The sequence below is a fragment of the Dysgonomonas sp. UBA7630 genome, from assembly GCF_002483985.1.
Taxonomy (GTDB): domain Bacteria; phylum Bacteroidota; class Bacteroidia; order Bacteroidales; family Dysgonomonadaceae; genus Dysgonomonas.
Map to the genome: position 1 here is coordinate 12,814 of NZ_DLIY01000027.1, position 16,985 is coordinate 29,798.

Annotated in this window: 18 protein-coding genes; 9 read left to right on the top strand and 9 right to left on the bottom strand. The window is 38.8% G+C overall.

The genetic code is table 11. From position 1 onward, the window contains the following. Nucleotides 1–840, bottom strand: an 840-nt coding sequence (locus B3P17_RS11890; protein ID WP_291105614.1) for a lysylphosphatidylglycerol synthase transmembrane domain-containing protein, incomplete at its 3' end; no start/stop codon positions are given. A gap of 107 nt (nt 841–947) precedes the next feature. Here B3P17_RS11890 and rsmA point away from each other — a divergent pair. Together rsmA and corA are read left to right on the top strand one after the other, a co-directional pair. Further along, the gene (gene rsmA / locus B3P17_RS11895) at nt 948–1,745 is read left to right on the top strand and encodes a 16S rRNA (adenine(1518)-N(6)/adenine(1519)-N(6))-dimethyltransferase RsmA (protein ID WP_252639261.1); all 798 of its coding nucleotides are present in this window, start codon (nt 948–950) and stop codon (nt 1,743–1,745) included. Between the two features lie 32 nt (nt 1,746–1,777). Next, complete coding sequence (corA, locus tag B3P17_RS11900; RefSeq protein ID WP_135103656.1) at nt 1,778–2,722, top strand: magnesium/cobalt transporter CorA; 945 nt, start codon at nt 1,778–1,780, stop codon at nt 2,720–2,722. 66 nt (nt 2,723–2,788) lie between these two features. Here corA and B3P17_RS11905 read toward each other — a convergent pair whose 3' ends face one another. From B3P17_RS11905 to B3P17_RS11935, 7 genes are all read right to left on the bottom strand, one after another. After that, nucleotides 2,789–3,718, bottom strand: coding sequence for a polyphosphate kinase 2 family protein (locus B3P17_RS11905; RefSeq protein WP_252639232.1), 930 nt, complete (start codon nt 3,716–3,718; stop codon nt 2,789–2,791). Nucleotides 3,719–3,740: 22 nt separating this feature from the next. After that, nucleotides 3,741–4,037 carry a hypothetical protein gene (locus B3P17_RS11910; protein ID WP_252639231.1) on the bottom strand — a complete coding sequence of 99 codons (297 nt, stop codon included), beginning with the start codon at nt 4,035–4,037 and terminating at the stop codon, nt 3,741–3,743. 119 nt (nt 4,038–4,156) lie between these two features. After that, complete coding sequence (locus tag B3P17_RS11915) at nt 4,157–4,786, bottom strand: nitroreductase family protein (RefSeq protein WP_252639229.1); 630 nt, start codon at nt 4,784–4,786, stop codon at nt 4,157–4,159. A gap of 235 nt (nt 4,787–5,021) precedes the next feature. Next, nucleotides 5,022–5,540, bottom strand: a complete 519-nt coding sequence (locus B3P17_RS11920) for a gamma carbonic anhydrase family protein (protein ID WP_135103660.1) — start codon at nt 5,538–5,540, stop codon at nt 5,022–5,024. Nucleotides 5,541–5,546: 6 nt separating this feature from the next. After that, nucleotides 5,547–6,962, bottom strand: coding sequence for a TlpA disulfide reductase family protein (locus B3P17_RS11925; RefSeq protein WP_135103661.1), 1,416 nt, complete (start codon nt 6,960–6,962; stop codon nt 5,547–5,549). Next, nucleotides 6,952–8,724, bottom strand: coding sequence for an aminopeptidase P family protein (locus B3P17_RS11930; RefSeq protein WP_252639227.1), 1,773 nt, complete (start codon nt 8,722–8,724; stop codon nt 6,952–6,954). The genes B3P17_RS11925 and B3P17_RS11930 overlap by 11 nt, the downstream gene beginning before the upstream one ends. Nucleotides 8,725–8,747: 23 nt before the next feature. After that, nucleotides 8,748–9,128, bottom strand: a complete 381-nt coding sequence (locus B3P17_RS11935) for a bactofilin family protein (RefSeq protein ID WP_228093655.1) — start codon at nt 9,126–9,128, stop codon at nt 8,748–8,750. 104 nt (nt 9,129–9,232) lie between these two features. On the opposite strand from B3P17_RS11935, the gene folB reads away from it, so the two are divergent. The 5 genes from folB to B3P17_RS11960 all read left to right on the top strand — a co-directional run bounded on the left by folB (nt 9,233) and on the right by B3P17_RS11960 (nt 14,887). Further along, nucleotides 9,233–9,586, top strand: a complete 354-nt coding sequence (gene folB / locus B3P17_RS11940) for a dihydroneopterin aldolase (RefSeq protein WP_252639226.1) — start codon at nt 9,233–9,235, stop codon at nt 9,584–9,586. A 4-nt stretch (nt 9,587–9,590) separates the two neighbouring features. Next, entirely contained in the window at nt 9,591–10,118 is a 528-nt protein-coding gene (locus B3P17_RS11945) for an RNA methyltransferase (protein ID WP_252639224.1), read from the top strand. Nucleotides 10,119–10,172: 54 nt separating this feature from the next. Continuing rightward, the gene (locus tag B3P17_RS11950) at nt 10,173–11,693 is read left to right on the top strand and encodes a DUF4301 family protein (RefSeq protein ID WP_291105621.1); all 1,521 of its coding nucleotides are present in this window, start codon (nt 10,173–10,175) and stop codon (nt 11,691–11,693) included. 228 nt (nt 11,694–11,921) lie between these two features. Continuing rightward, nucleotides 11,922–14,444: a T9SS type A sorting domain-containing protein gene (locus B3P17_RS11955; RefSeq protein ID WP_252639220.1), complete on the top strand. Its 2,523-nt coding sequence runs from the start codon at nt 11,922–11,924 to the stop codon at nt 14,442–14,444. Nucleotides 14,445–14,479: 35 nt separating this feature from the next. Continuing rightward, nucleotides 14,480–14,887, top strand: coding sequence for a hypothetical protein (locus B3P17_RS11960; protein ID WP_291105623.1), 408 nt, complete (start codon nt 14,480–14,482; stop codon nt 14,885–14,887). Nucleotides 14,888–15,005: 118 nt separating this feature from the next. Here the strand turns inward: B3P17_RS11960 and B3P17_RS11965 are convergent, their stop codons facing one another. After that, nucleotides 15,006–15,494 carry a glutathione peroxidase gene (locus tag B3P17_RS11965; RefSeq protein ID WP_393924982.1) on the bottom strand — a complete coding sequence of 163 codons (489 nt, stop codon included), beginning with the start codon at nt 15,492–15,494 and terminating at the stop codon, nt 15,006–15,008. Between the two features lie 221 nt (nt 15,495–15,715). Here B3P17_RS11965 and B3P17_RS11970 point away from each other — a divergent pair, with 221 nt between their 5' ends. Together B3P17_RS11970 and B3P17_RS11975 are read left to right on the top strand one after the other, a co-directional pair. After that, a complete protein-coding gene (locus B3P17_RS11970; RefSeq protein ID WP_252639216.1) occupies nt 15,716–16,564 on the top strand; it encodes a sulfite exporter TauE/SafE family protein in 849 nt (282 codons plus the stop codon). 4 nt (nt 16,565–16,568) lie between these two features. Further along, nucleotides 16,569–16,985 carry a DUF1634 domain-containing protein gene (locus B3P17_RS11975; protein WP_006842252.1) on the top strand — a complete coding sequence of 139 codons (417 nt, stop codon included), beginning with the start codon at nt 16,569–16,571 and terminating at the stop codon, nt 16,983–16,985.

A 16,985-nucleotide genomic window follows, 5' to 3' on the forward strand; every position in this document is an offset into this window, starting at 1 on the left:
GTTAGATGGTACTCCCATACTTATACTACTCAAGGCAAAAGCGATGAGTCCGGCGGTGATTCCCAAGTCGGCTGTAAAATCGAAAGCGAAGAATGTAATGTAGAAATAACAAAAATAAGAACCCCAGATGCCTATCGTATATAAGAATACACGCCCTTTGGTATTCATTTTCCAAATTGCTTTCAAGTCACTTGCGATACTTGACAGGAATCCTTTTATCTTACGTACAATAACATTTTCTTTGAAAAACCTAAAGACAATGTATGTGGTTATTATTGCAGCGCCGATAGCTAAGTATAATAAAGGGGACTTGAATATACCGGATATGGTATTGAATGTCGTTTGGTTTTGTTCCAGTTGCGTCAAAAAGAATTGCATGTTGAACAAAAAGGCCACCAAAGATATTATAGCAACGGTAATTGTGTCAAATATCCGATCGAGAATCATCGTTCCGAATAATTTGGAGAAAGGGATGTTATCTTCTTTTGCTATTACACCGCATCTCCATATTTCGCCCGCTCGTGGCAATGCAAAGTTTACGGCGTACCCGCCATAGATTGCATAATTGAGGTTTGATATTTTGGGAGAGTATCTCAATGGAGTAATGAAGAGAGCCCAACGATATCCCCTGATGGTATTTCCTAGAAGCCCAAAGAATAGAGAGAATAATAGTATCCCCCAATTGGCATCTTTCAATATTTCCCAAAGTTGACTCGGGTCAATTTTACTAATAAGATAATATATGATCGCAATTCCTAATCCTAGGGGTAATACGACTTTTATAAGATTGTTTAATAAAGAGCTTTTCTTTTGTGTTACAACTTCATCTGTTTCTTCCATTCTCCAAATTTAAATGTAGTGGTTTCAGAATAAAGGTCTTTTAATACGAACGATTTTCAGTAATAAATACTACCTTTGCCGCTGCAAATATAATGATAATTATAAGTATGGGGGCAGTTAAGCCGAAGAAATTCTTAGGACAGCACTTTCTCAAAGATCTGGATATTGCACGTCGGATTGCCGATACATTGGATGATTTTACCGATGTGCCGGTAATTGAGGTTGGTCCGGGAATGGGTGTGCTGACTCAATTTCTTATCGAAAAGGAGAAAGACTTGACCGTTGTTGAGATCGACCGCGATTCTGTGCCATATCTTAACGACCATTATCCTGCTTTGCATGGGCGTATAGTAGAAGGCGATTTTCTTACCCTTGATTTGTCGGCTATCTATCCGGACAAATTCTGTGTGATAGGGAATTATCCTTATAATATTTCGTCCCAGATATTTTTTAAAGTTCTTGAGTATAAAGACAAAGTTCCGTGTTGCTCAGGAATGCTCCAGAAAGAAGTTGCCGAACGTATAGCCGCTAAGCCGGGAGGCAAGACATACGGCATATTAAGTGTTTTGCTACAGGCATGGTACGATATAGAATATCTATTTACGGTGAGCGAAAAGGTATTCGACCCTCCGCCGAAAGTGAAATCCGCCGTGGTTAAGCTGGTTCGCAATAAGAGGGAACATCTGGACTGTGATGAGAAGTTGTTTAAAACTGTTGTGAAAACAGGATTTAATCAGCGTCGGAAGACCCTTAGAAACTCTATGAAGCCTCTGTTGGGAAAAGATTGCGAAGCGTATGCCGACCCTATCTTTGACGAACGACCCGAGCGCCTCTCGGTTGCAGATTTCGAAAAGTTGACAAATATAGTCTCAGCTTTTCTGCCCGGGAGAAGTAGTGAGAAGTAAAGGAAGTCCTAACACTTAAAAAAGAATAGCTCATGTCAGAAGTAAAATTATTCTATCACAAAGACAATGTTATACGAATGAGCCGTAGCATTGAATTTTTGAAAGCCACCCCTATTAAGGATTTTCTGTGGATCGACCTTAATAATGTAGATGAGGAGATAGAAAGCGAGTTAGAAGATTATCTGAAAATATATATCCAGGAAGAAGAGGAGATGGTAGAGATCGAGATGTCGTCCCGTTATATGGAGACAGCAGACTCATTGGTTGTGAATTCCAACTTCTTACTTGGAACTTTCGAAAGAGAGCCGGTTTCTTTTATCATAAAGAACAATATTCTTATTACTGTCCGCAGTGAGGACTTATCGTCCTTCCACGAGACAATAAAGAAAATCTCGGCTAATCCTAAGATGTATCCTACCGGCTATCATGTGTTTGTCGCTATTTTGGAGACACGGGTAGAACTCGATGCCGACATGATCGAACGCATGACTCAGCAGATTACGTCGTTGTCTAATAGCATCAGTATAAAAGAGGCTGACGAAGAGCTTTTGATGGAAATCAAAGACTTGCAGGAAAAGACCATGATGCTGAGGGAGAATATTATCGACAAGCAGCGGGCTGTATCGAGTATGCTCAAAAGTGAATTGATGCCAAGAGAGCTGCATGCCAGAATTACGATTCTGATAAAGGACATAAACTCACTGCTCGAACATATCCGCTTTAGCTTCGACAGGCTTGACTACCTGCAAGACACATTCCTCGGGTTTGTTAATATCGAGCAAAATAAGATCATCAAAATGTTTACCGTGATCTCCGTTATATTTATGCCGCCTACACTTATCGCAAGTATTTATGGGATGAACTTTGGAGAGATGCCCGAGCTGGAATGGAAATATGGCTACGAATTTTCTATCGGACTGATGATCGCCGCTGTTGCCGTTATTCTCTTTTATTTTAGACGACAGAAGTGGTTGTAATTATCTAAATGTAAATTGATTACTTAAATAAAGGCAGCGTTGAGATAATCAGCGTTGCCTTCTTTTTTATTTTTTCTTGTCTTTCTTTTCCTTCTTTATCTTAGGCTTTTCTTCCTGCGGTTTTGACATGGATTTCTTGGCATTCTCTATCTCTATCTTGGCTTCGTCCGTCAGTTCGGGATAGTGAAGGTCTAGTTCTTCTATTCTGTCACTGATGATTTGACCAATAATATAGCGCATAAACCACTTGTTGTCTGCCGGAATAACGTGCCAAGGAGCTTCGTCGGTCGATGTATGTGTCAGCATATCTGAATATGCCTCCATATAGTTGTCCCAGTATCCACGCTCTTTGAGATCTGCTGCCGAAAATTTCCAATTCTTAGACTCATCATTCAATCTGGCAAGAAAGCGTTTCTCCTGTTCATCGTGCGAAACATTGAGAAAGAACTTCAATACGATTGTTCCATTTTCAGTCAGATGCCTTTCAAAGTCGTTTATCTGCCTGTAACGTTTTTCCCAAAACTTATCATCGATATCTTCCGTCTTTGTGATATTGGGTAATTTTCCGTTTAATACAATCGCCGGATGAACCTTTGCTACGAGTACATCTTCGTAATGAGACCTGTTGAATATACCAATTCTTCCGCGCTCGGGTAAGCATTTATAGATGCGCCACAGATAGTCGTGGTCGAGTTCCTCAGCCGATGGTTGCTTGAAGGCAAATACCTGACAGCCTTGCGGGTTGATACCCGACATCACATGCTTGATTGTGCCATCTTTTCCCGCAGCATCCATTGCTTGAAATATGATCAGCACAGAATAGCGGTCTTGTGCATAAAGTTTATCTTGCAGTTTCGACAGTTTATCTATACTTTCTTCAAGAAGCTTTTCCCCTTTCTGTTTTGATAATCCGGCGGTGTAATCTGTTTTGAAGTTGGATACTTTATGCTTTTCTCCGGGTTTTGCAATTATCCTTTTCAGAATTTCTTTTTTCATAACTATTTAATTTATAGTTCTATTATGCTAGGAAACTTTCAATCAAAATGCAGATGCAGAAAAGCCCGAAGTTGGCGGGTATTACTGTCCATGCGCTTATCTTGTCTTTGATTAGCCTGACTGCAAGTAAAACTCCGATCAGTCCGCAAATTGTATTCAAAACCAGTATCCATTCCGGTATCTTGTAAAGATAGAGGATGTTGCCAAAGTTATAATTATATAGTAATCTGAGTTGGAAATATATCCAGCATATATTTAGTATTATCAGTAATATTCCTATGATAACATTAACCAGATTACTATATTTCTTTTCTGTCATTTCCAATAATGTAAAAAGTGACAAAAGTGACAGTTTTTACCCTGTTTCTATTTGTAACCTTATTTCCCCGCTTTTTGTTTAGTATCTGTATATAAAAAGATAATTATTCTCACAGAAAATTATTTGATGACTTCAATCAGGTCGTTGAGGTCTTTTCTTACTTTTGGTTGATTCTGGAGCCAGTCGAGGTTTTCATCTTTGTATCCCAGAGGAAGAATAAATGTTGCAGAAAGGTTCTGTGTTGGTAAGTCGAGGATACGGTTCAATGCATCCCTGTCAAAGCCCTCGATAGGAAGTGTCTCAATGCGCTCGTTCGCTGCAACTGTACACGCCACTCCCAGTGCGATATAAGTTTGTTGAGAAAGCCAATTTTTCACATTGCTGCCATTTTTCTCAATAAAGAATTCTATCTTTTTTCTATATTTATCGCACCACTCTTTGCTCGGATTCCGTTTTTTGTTTATCAAATCGAAATAGTCGTCAAGGTACTTTTCTGTAATTTGTGTATATGAAGCAAATACCAGTAGGTGAGAACATCCCGTAATTGGCTGTTGCTCGCATGCTTCATTGTATATCTTTTCTTTTAATTCTTTGTTCTCTATTACAAATACTTTGAATGCCTGCATTCCCAAAGAAGTAGGGGTGAGGTTGATTGCTTCAAGTATTCTTTCTACTACATCTTGTGGAACTTTGGCTCCATTCATGCCTTTGCATGCATGTCGCCATTTAAGATCTTCTATTAAGCTCATATTATTGTTTTAGTTTAAATAGTCTGGGGGATTCGTGCTCGTTTTCTTTTTTTGATCTGAAAGTTTTATCTTACCGCACGATTCCTTTTATCTATGCTTAGTGAATGTTGTTTGTATTTTATTCTAGGCAGAGGAATTTCATTTTCCGACTGATTGATTGCTTCATGTAGCGTATCTCTCAGGGTGTGAAATTCCTCTGCCCATATTTAATTATAAGTATTTTCCTTAATCGGTTTTATTCTTCTTTAAACCAGCCCGAGTACATCAGGTAATTTTTTGCTATTTTCTGGTTCATTTCTTTCGCCTGTTCCGAATCTACTTTTTTTACAAACTTGGCAGGTACACCTGCATAGATACTTCCCGGCTCTACCTGTGTGCCGCTCAGTACCACTGATCCTGCTGCAATAATCGCACCTTCGCCTATCACTGCATGATCGAGAACAATGGCTCCCATACCTATCAGTGCACCGTTTTCTATTTTTGCACCATGCACTACCACGTTATGACCGATGGATACATCGTCGCCTATTTCTACTACAGACTTTTGGTACAAAGTGTGCAACACACTGCCATCTTGGATGTTTACCCTGTTTCCGATGCGTATAGAGTTTACGTCGCCACGCAATACGGTGTTAAACCAAATGCTACAATCTTTACCTATTACCACATCGCCGATTATTGTAGCGTTTTCGGCCATGTATGTATTTTCTCCAATCTCAGGTGTAAACCCTCTGACTTCTTTTATTAATGCCATTATCTTTTATTTTGTATAATAATCGAAGAACTGTTCCAGTCCTTTAGAATCTATTTTCTTTGCAACTATTTTTTTGTTTTTATCCAACACAAACACTGACGGAATGTATGATGTGTCATAGTTCAGCCAGTATTGTGATATATTATTCGGGTCGGCGGCGTTGATCCAGCCGGTCATCTTATTATTCTTTACAAACTTATCCCATTCTTTTTTGTCGCTTCCCTTTATGTCGATGGCTACTACCTGCAATCCTTTGTCTTTGTATTTGGTATATACCTCATTGTATATGCGAGGTGTTTCTTCTATACAGTGATTACAGTCGTGACCATAGAAATACAATATCAGGTATTCGGCTTTTATATCGTTTGTCTCAATTGTCTTACCGTCTATTGTTGTCAGTTTTATATTGCGGGCTCTCATGCCTATGCGATTGTTTTTGATATGCTCATACATATACTGCAATCCCGACACTTGAGCACTATCTATCCACGCCAGGTTTTTGCCGAAGACGTAATCTTCGCAAAGCTTTGCCCAGATATTCTCATCGCCCATTCTGTCGCTCGAAGTGGTTGTATTTATCAGATAAGACAACATTTCTTTAAAACACACTTCATTCTCTTTTGTTCTGCTTACAAGCTTAGTTGCTGCTATCGCCAAAGAATCGGGCGTAGGATTTACCCACTGAGTCATATATGATTCTATATAGCTGGTCAAATAATTTGTTCGCCACAGACGAGGGTCGGTAAGGTTTATATTATCAAAATAATGTACTTTTCCGTACTTGTTGTTTTCTGCAAACTCTTTATCATTCTTAGGGTCGGTGTAAGGTAGCGTGATCGGAGTCATACCCTTTAGGAAAGTTCCAAACCAATTCGTCTTATTTTCTTTGATAAGATTGTTTACATAGGTCTGCGCTATTTGCTCTTCGGTTGCTATTTCCTTTTCTATGCCGGCTCTTTTTTGCGGAGTAAGATCTGATGCCGATAGCTGATCTTCGAGTGTCTCTCTCAAAGCATCATTTTCTGCTACCTTGTTGAGATAGCTCCACAGTAGGCGCGTGTCATCGTTTCCTGTTACAGTGCTTTTTAAGAAATTATCCTTGTTGATTGTTATCTGCATTTTGCTCTGTTCGCTGCCAAAGAGCATGTCTGTTCTGAAGTCAGGTGCTATGTAAAGAAAATATTGCCCTTCGGGATACTTCTCTTTTGCTGTAAATACACCTTTACCTGCCGCAGAAAGTACAACGGAGTCTTTTGCGTATGTAGCGCCCCGCCAATATTGTCCCAGATATAGCTTTTTGCCACTCTGTCCCGGATAAGTCACTTCTAAGTTGAATTTGTTATCGGGACTTTTAATAGTTTGAGCCTCCATCTCAAACGTGAAAAGGAGGCTCAATAATATAACAGTTATTTTAAATCTCATGAGTTTTTTCTTTTAACCATTGTTTTTCGTCTTCGGTCAATAGTGGAGAAAGACGATCGTATACAAATTTGTGATACTCGTTAAGCCAGACGATTTCCTTCTCTGTCAACATTTCTTTCACTATAGGTGTCGTATCTATAGGGCAAAGAGTCAGCGTTTCGAAAGAATAGAAATCTCCGAATTCGGTAGTCATTTCATGCTTCGTACGAATGAGGTTTTCGATACGGATACCGTATTGTCCTGCTCTGTACAGTCCCGGTTCATTGGATGTTACCATTCCCGGTTGCAGAGTTGTAGGGTTCTCATTCATTCTTATGTTTTGAGGTCCTTCGTGTACATTGAGGAAATGTCCGATACCATGCCCTGTTCCGTGCAGGTAGTTTAGCCCTTCATCCCACAATGCCTTACGAGCCAAGATATCTAACTGGCTTCCTCTTGTGCCTTGAGGATATATTGCTGTTGCCAGATTGATATGCCCTTTCAGTACCATGGTATAGTCCTTTTTCATCTGGTCGGTAAGCGGGCCTACAGCCAGTGTACGGGTTATATCTGTTGTACCGTCGAAATATTGAGCACCGGAGTCTACAAGCAGCAAACCTTCGAGTTTAACGGGTAGTGAACTTTCATTGCTTACATGATAGTGAACGATTGCCCCGTTAGGACCATAGCCCGAGATTGTATCAAAGCTTTCTCCTACAAAGTTTTTCTGTTGACTTCTGTATTCCACCAGTTTTTCGGGTATCATAATTTCCGTCACATTACCACCGGGTACTGCTTTTTCGAGCCACATGAAGAAGCGTACCAATGCAACACCATCGCGCTCCATCGCATTGCGGATACCCTGAACCTCTGTATCGTTTTTGATACTCTTCATCAGGTCTGCCGGAGATGGCATATCGATGATGCGGCATTCGTCGGGTATCGTATTATATAGCTTGAAGGTTACTTTGTTCGCATCCAAACAAACAGGTGTCTTTAGTTTCGATACATAATCAAATACCTTATCGTATTCGGCAATTGTAACCCCTTCTGCTTTCAGGTAATCGGAAATTTCCGATGTTAGTTTTTTAGGATTGATAAACAATACTGTTTCTTCTTTCGAAACATAGGCGTAACTAACCGCTACAGGGTTGCACTTCACGTCGTTACCTCTGATGTTAAAAATCCAGGCAATTGTATCTAATGATGCTACAAGCAAAGATTCTGCTCCATTTTTCTCTACAGCATCGCAAATACGTGCTATTTTTTTATGTGCCGCTTCGCCCGCATATTTTTCAGGCAGAACAAAGATTGCATTCGTAGGTATTTCGGGTCTGTCGTTCCATATTTTGCTGAACGGATCGTAATCACTGATAAGGTGCAATCCTTTCATGTTTAATTTGTGGGTAAGGTTCATGGCTTCTTTAGCTGCATACACAGTGCCATCTATACCAACGTATTCTCCTTTTCCCAGTTCGGAGGTTAGCCATTCTTCTATACTTGGGGTTGAAGGAAGTCCTTCTTTGAATAATTCGATATCAGCTCCTTCCAGTTCTTTTGCTCCTTGCAGAAAATAGCGGGAGTCTGTCCACAGCCCTGCTTTTTCGCGAGTGACTACAACTGTTCCGGCCGACCCTGTGAATCCACTGATCCATTCGCGCGAAGCCCAGTGCGAAGCCGGGTATTCACTTAGATGGGAGTCGGTGCTGGGGATGATAAAAGCATGTAAGCCTTTTTCTCCCATAAATTCGCGTAGTGCGGCAAGTCTTTTATTTATATTCATAACTATATTGTTTTGGTATTATCTTACTCATCCAAAGAACCGGTTACGCTATTGTTTAGCATCGAACAGGTTCCTTCAAAATTGGCTCCCGGCTCTATCTCAATCGTACGTGTTTTAATCTCGCCGGTAAGAAGGGAACTCGCTTTCAGAACAATATTTTCGGAACATATAATGTTTCCTTTTACTTTGCCGAATAAGTCTATATTCGAACAATTTATATTGCCGATAACGCAGCCGCTCTGACCTACGATAATTTTACCACGACACTGGATATTGCCTTCTATTGCGCCGTCGATGCGGAAATCTTCCTCCGAAGATATATCTCCTTTTAGTTGTGTGCCCGACGCTAAAATGTTGTGTGTGCCGGATGTTGTGTAAGGTGTTGTTTCTCTTGATTTACTCATAATTTTCATTCTCTGTTTTCACAAGGTTTTATATCTTTGTAAACTCAATAACGAACAAATATAGATAAAAAACTTAGCTTTGTGCCGTTTTATTTTGACTCTTTATGAAAAGTTTTATTTTGCTTGAGAATGTTGTTTTTTATGCTTATCACGGCGTACAACCTCATGAAACGAAGGTTGGAAACGAATTTGTGATCAATCTGAAATTAGAAGTAAACCTAACAGATGCAGCTCAATCCGATTCGTTGGAAGATACGGTCAGCTATGCCGATATATACAATGATGTGAAGGAGCAAATGCAAATTCCCTCCAAGTTATTAGAGCATGTCGCATATCGGATCGTTCGATGCCTGAAGCAGAAGTATAAAAAAATCGAACATGTGGAAATTAAGCTTTCGAAACGAAATCCACCGATGGGAGCTCAGTTGGATTGTGCCAGTGTTGTTTTAATAGATTAAGCGGATGAGAGTAAAAAAAATAACAGAGTTGAATAGGCTTTCGGTCGAAGAGTTTAAGTCTGAACCTAAAATTCCACTTATCATTGTATTGGATAACGTAAGAAGCCTTAATAATATCGGATCTGTGTTCCGCACTTCGGATGCATTTCTTGTAGAGACTGTTTATCTATGCGGAATTACGGCAACACCGCCCAATGTGGAGATTCATAAAACAGCTTTGGGAGCTGAAAATTCGGTTGCATGGGCATATTACTCAGATACAGATCAGGCTGTAGAAGAACTGAAGAAAAATGGCTACACTCTTTGTGCTGTGGAACAAGCTCAAAATAGCATAATGCTGGATGAATTGCAATTGGATTCTAAAAAGAAATATGCTGTTGTTTTAGGAAATGAGGTAAAGGGTGTGCAGCAGGATGTTGTGAGCCGTTGCGACTGTTGTGTTGAAATCCCTCAATATGGAACAAAGCACTCTCTTAATGTTTCGGTGGCTGCCGGGATGGTAATATGGGAATTTTCTAAACAATTGAAGTAAGTTACCAATATTTTTCCTAGTTTTGCATATAAGACGTATATAACACACTATGCTATGATAACCGAATCAGATAAAAACCATCTCGCACAAAAAGGTATTACCGAAGACCAACTGAACAAACAATTGGATAACTTTAAACAAGGATTTCCTTTCTTGGGTATTGCCGCTGCTGCGTCAGTAGAAAAAGGTATTAAGGTGATATCTCCTGAACAGGAAAAAGAATATCTGACCGATTGGGATGAGTACAAAGCGTCATCGGGAAAACAAATTGTTAAATTTGTTCCTGCTTCGGGTGCCGCAAGCAGGATGTTCAAAGACTTGTTCGAGTTTTTGGATGCGCCTTATTCCGTACCGACTTCAGGCTTTGAAAAGAAATTCTTTGAAGAGATAGAGAAGTTCGCGTTTTATAACGATTTGGATGCCATGTGTCTGAAAAATGAAGGGCAACCCCTTGCTGCTTTGCTTTCGGAAGGGAAATATAAATCAATTGTTGAGAATTTGCTGAAGCCAAAAGGGCTTAACTNTGGAAATCTGCCAAAGGGACTTCTTAAGTTTCATAAATATAGTGATACATCCCGAACTCCGGTCGAAGAGCATTTGATGGAGGGGTATCTTTATGCAAAGAATGATAAAGAAGAAGTGAATATTCACTTTACTGTATCGCCTGAGCATAGAATATTGTTTGACGACCTGATAAAGACAAAAAAACAAAAGTTTGAAAACGAACTTCATGTAAAATATGACGTTACGTTTAGCGAACAAAAAACGAGTACAGATACAATTGCGGTGGATGCCGATAATGAGCCTTTCAGGGAAAATGGAAAATTATTATTTCGTCCGGGAGGACATGGCGCACTGATAGAAAATCTGAACGACTTAAATGCGGATATCGTTTTTATAAAAAACATAGATAATACTGTCCCCGATAAATATAAGCAGACAGAGACCAAATATAAAAAGATACTGGCGGGAGTATTGGTTGATACTCAGAGAAAAATATTTGATTATTTGAAACTTCTCGATAGCGGGAAATATACACATGATCAGCTAATAGAAATTCTTTATTTTCTACAAAAAGAATTAAATATAAAAAATCCCGATACAAAATTGCTGGAAGATGCAGAGCTTGTACTTTATCTGAAAAGAAAACTCGATCGCCCTTGTCGTGTATGTGGTATGGTGAAAAATGTGGGAGAACCGGGAGGTGGACCTTTTCTAGCCGTAAATTCAGATGGAACTATCTCTCCTCAAATTATGGAAAGCTCGCAAATTGATATGTCCGATCCTGCGAAACAGGAGATGTTTAAAAAAGGGACTCACTTCAATCCTGTTGATTTAGTTTGTGGGATTAAAGACTACAGAGGTAATCATTTCAATCTGAAAGATTATGTAGACTATAATACCGGATTTATATCAATCAAATCAAAAAGCGGAAAGGAACTTAAAGCTTTAGAACTTCCCGGCTTATGGAATGGTGCGATGTCTGATTGGAACACAATATTTGTTGAAGTTCCGGTCGAAACTTTCAATCCTGTAAAAACTGTAAATGATTTGCTAAGAGATTGCCATTTGTGACTTTTTTTGTCTTTTACTCTGTTTTTTCAAATGTAAAAGATTGTGTATGTAATTCTTAAAAAAATATAGCCAAAGTTTTTATTTAAAGAAAAAAGGATTATCTTTGCTCGGAAATAAGAATTTTTACATTATTACAATATAGCTTTTCCTAAAGCTAGGATCGAGTATAACTGCTTGACCGTTACAGACTTTTATTAGACTATTACTGACTTTATTAAAACTACAATAATGAAATTTCGATTAGGATTAGTTGTACTACTCTTCTTGCCTTTACTTATAAAAGGGCAATCTACTTCGCCAGATGTCGTGTTTTACTCTAAGGGTAAAATGTACGTTAAGTACGGAAGTGAGACTGATGGAACGCAGTCTAAGTCAACAACTTTGTATGTTAAAGGTTCTGCTGAATTTGCTGATGGTTCAGGCATAGTTCAGAATGGCCGTACAGAGTTGACCGGGGATTTTATTAATGGAAAAGATCCCGGAGTTCAAGGTAATGGTGCTGATGTTGGCGGTGAGTATGCGCATTTGTTTAAAGACCCCAATACGAGCATCGGTGTAGTAGCTTTTGTTGGTAAGGATAATAAACAAACGATTCGAAGATCTACAGGTCTTTTAGCTAACAAAGGCTCTCAAAAAAAATACAATTATATAGCTTTCCCGACGCTGCATGTTGATAAAACAGTAACAGATATTAATGCTGCTGATCCTCGATTGGTAGGATTTGTGGCTGTTGATACATCTGCTGCCGTTGTTGTGAATAAATTATTATCACCACTCAATGGTTCAAATGTTCTGGGAGGTAATAGGTTTGTTGTAGAGGGAGGCTATGATGCTACGATTACGCAAAAAATGAATTTGGGGCAGGCACTTATCGTAAGTGATACCGGTTCAGACCTTCCCGGATATAGTCAGGTGAATCTGACATATTACAAATATAATGGTACCAGTGAGGATGATGGAGCTATAAATTCTTCAACTCATGAGGCTGCTACCGGAGCTAATACACTCCGTAAGACAGTAAACGGGAAAGTATGGAATTACTTGACAGGGTTTACTCCACCATTTGAAGAAATGGGTACAGACTATTTGTTTTATCATGTATTTATGAAGCCAAACAAAAATAGTCTGACTTCGAATCAAGGTACTATCCTTGATCCTCTATACAAGATGAAAGCCGGATACGGGTACTTTATGAGTATGGATGTGACGAATTATGGAAGTAAGAATATTGACGATAGATGGGCTGTTTTGAATGTCAAATCTGCCAATAGAGCAAGAGGAGGTTTTGAATTCAATCGCCGATTGATGAGATATCACTTCACTAAAATAAGTGGTAATACAATTGCCGGTGGAGTTCCTAATCCGGAATCTACTGATTATTTAATGGGCTTTGCCCGCTTTTCACCGGACTTGGCAGGCACAAAACCCGGAGGTTGGAAGGGCTTGGGAGACTGGCCTGATTTTGGAAGAGATAGGATCGAATTGCTCGAAACAGAGAAGTTTAAAACAGATGCTGTAACGGTGACTCTAGAGCAAGGACTTAACTTCTTAGGAAACCCCTTCATGGCGCCAATCAGTTTGAATCCGTTATTAGGATATGATATCAAAGGAACTTCACTCGGTACAGATTTAAGTGCCGGAGTTTTGGATGTGTCGCAATACTTTGGGCAAGATGTAAATACATCAGCTAAAAATGAAACTACAAAAAATGTACTAAGGTCTAAATATTGGATTGTAAATAATGGGTTGATCAGATATGACAATAGTGATAAGCTATATCATATGCAGGTTAGCTATGATTATATCAGTACAGATGGAGTTACTGTAACCGGTGGATCGGCAGATCCGGCAGACCCGGGTAGGAATATTGTAGATCCTCTACAATTCTTAATTGCCCCTATGCAAATGTTTATTGTACAGGCTAACAAAAGCTTTGATATTTCTTTAAGCCCTGCTTTAAGAACATTTGGAACAACAAGATATTTGAAGAGTGGTGCTACATCGAATCTATTATCAGACTTCTTTGTGGTTGAAGTTGCCAGCTCTGCGGATAAGGCGGCAGACAGAACTGCAATAGTACTGCGTGATAACGCAAAAATGACAAGTGATGATAATCTGGATACGCCGAAGAATCTCTCTAAGTCGATTACTGTACCAAATGAAAGTGATAAGATATATCCTGAAGAGGGTTCTACTTTTATCTACACAAAATCGAGTGACGGTGTAAATATGTTAGGGAATGTAGTTCCGCTAAATATTAAAGAGTTAGCATTGTATGTGACTCCTCCGGCTACACAACAGACAATGTCTTTGAATTTTTATAACTTGGAGAATGTTACATCTGTTCAGGATGTTTGGTTGATAGACCGTTACCAGAACAATAAGACAGTGAAACTGACTCCGGGTATATCTTACGAGTATTCATCAGGTCCGTCTGATCTGAAAGCTGTGGACGAAAATCGATTTATATTACGCTTTTTCGAAACTAAAGATATTCTAGAAGAAGAAACTACTGAAATAACCTGCTATTATAATGAACCGGTATTGCATATTTCCGGCTTGAATGAGAAAGATGTGAATAGCGATGTGTTGATTTATGATATGCAAGGACGATTGATGGGAAAAACCAGAGTTGGTAAAAATGACTATCCATCAATGGAATATTCTAAAACATTAAACTTAGGAACATACATAGTAAAAATAGCAGGAAACAGAACTTTTACAACAAAATTTGTGAACTTACACAACTAGCTTTTTAGAACACAGACGTACGAAAAATATAACAAATGAAAACAAAACTAGTGATATTTATGTTTTTGATAACATGCTTTGGGCTGTCTATACCAACGGTTTCAATAAATGCTGCAGAGACGGATGCGATGGATGCGCAAGTAATATCCAGCAAGTCTCCTTCTGCTGTAACTTTATCAAAGATTGAAAATCTATCAATTGCAAGCAGGACAGATAATTCTCCGATGGCTACAACATTAAATAAGGTTGGTGGTACAAGAGCCCTTACAGACTGGGGGACAGATCCAGACTTGCCTGGACAAGGAGGTGAAGTAACGGACCCGGGTCAAGTAGGAGAAGCAGCTCCGATAGGAGATATTACACTTCCTATAATTCTATTTGCGTTAGTTATTTATTTCGCTTATAGAGGAGTTACGACTTCAAAAAGAAGAAATAATCTCTAATACGAGTCTATAATGATAAAATAGGAGAGTGTTAATTAACATTCTCCTATACCAATATCATAAAAGTCCCATGTGCCATACGACAAATGGGACTTCTATATTTATATGAATATAAGAATTACTTTTCTATCCAGTTGATGATTTTATCACAAAAAGGATCTTCTCGTGGAGCGACAAAATCTACAAGTTGACCATTCTCATCAATCATAAATTTCTGAAAATTCCATTGTACCTCTGCATCCATTTTCCCGTTCTGTGATTTCTCTGTCAGCCATTTATAGAGCGGTGCTTTCTTGTCGCCTACTACGTCTATTTTGCTCATCATAGGGAACGATACATTATAATTGAGTGTACAGAATGTTTTTATTTCTTCATTTGTTCCGGGTTCTTGGCCGTTAAAATTATTAGCGGGAAAACCTATTACAACAAAATTCTTGTCTTTGTATTTTTCGTAAAGGTCTTGTAATTTGTCATATTGAGGAGTAAGCCCACATTTAGACGCAACATTTACTACCAAAACCTTTTTACCTTTTAGGCTTGAAAGGTCAAAATTGTTACCGTCAATATCTTTTACTTTAAAATCATATAAGGATACTTGTGCTATCATAACTGTAGAAATTACACTGAATAGAGTTGCTAAAATTAAATGTTTCATATTGTATTATTTATTTAGTGACTATACTTAAAACAACTAGTATATGCAGAATGTTTTGTTAATAAATATAGAATAACCGTGTTACATCTTCATTATATTTTATAGTATTTGATGCTGTGTTTCCTTGTATCTTTTCTAAAAAGATTACCTTTACGGCGTCAAAACAAAATAATATGGATTTTAATTTAGAGATATTTTCCCTGGTTTTATTTATCGGGGCATGTTTTGCCGGATTTATAGGTTCGCTTACAGGTTTAGGAGGAGGTGTTATTGTAATCCCTATCTTAACCCTTGGGTTTGGTGTAGATATCAGATATGCAGTAGGAGCTGCATTGGTTACATCTATTGCCACATCTTCAGGAGCTGCCGCGGCATATATAAAAGAAGGGATAACCAACGTGCGCATTGGTATGTTTCTCGAAATAGCAACAACGACGGGAGCTGTTGCAGGTGCAATTGTAGCTATGTATCTTGATAAGATGTATATCGCTATAATTTTGGGTGTTGTTCTTATTTTTTCTGCGATACGTTCTGTGTCAAAGAAAGAAGATGGCATCGATTATTCTGCTCCGGGCGATAAATTGGGCGATAAGTTGAAACTAAATGGTTCTTACCCAACCAAAGATGGGAAGGTAGAAAAATATAATGTTCATAATGTAATCGGAGGGTATTCACTGATGACGGTTGCGGGTGTTTTATCAGGGCTGCTTGGTATTGGCTCGGGATCACTGAAGGTATTGGCTATGGATACGGCAATGAAAATTCCTTTCAAGGTATCTACAACAACCAGTAATTTCATGGTTGGTGTTACAGCTGCTGCCAGTGCTGTAATCTACTTCCAACGAGGATATATCGATCCGGGATTAGCTATGCCTATTGTTGTGGGAGTACTTTTGGGGGCATTCTTTGGCTCTAAAATACTACCTAAAGCAAATGTAAGAAATTTAAGACTGCTATTTAGTGTTGTCATTTTCTTCTTGGCTGTTTCTATGATTTATAATGCTTTAACCGGTAAAATGTAATAAGATGAAGAAAGTTTTTTCTAAAGAGTTTTGGGAAGAAAGAGACATGGAGCTTCTTATTGGCAAGTTGCTGCGATATGGAGTTATGTTGGCATGTGGTATTACCGTATTTGGAGGTCTGATCTATTTATTCCAGAATCACGGTTTGCCTATCGAGCATTATAAACCTACACCCGATGATCAGCCCTTTCCGGGAGTTTCTCAATATCTACGTGAGTTGTCAACGATTATTCCCCGGGTATTAGAGTTTGATGGTGCGGCTATCATACAATTAGGCGTTTGTGTACTCATTGCCACGCCTATTTTGCGCGTAGCATTTTCGGTGATAGGTTTCCTTATTGAGAAAGATTATATGTACGTGGCGATAACCATCGTCGTATTATTAATTATTGTAGCCAATATGGTTTTAGGATTACACTGA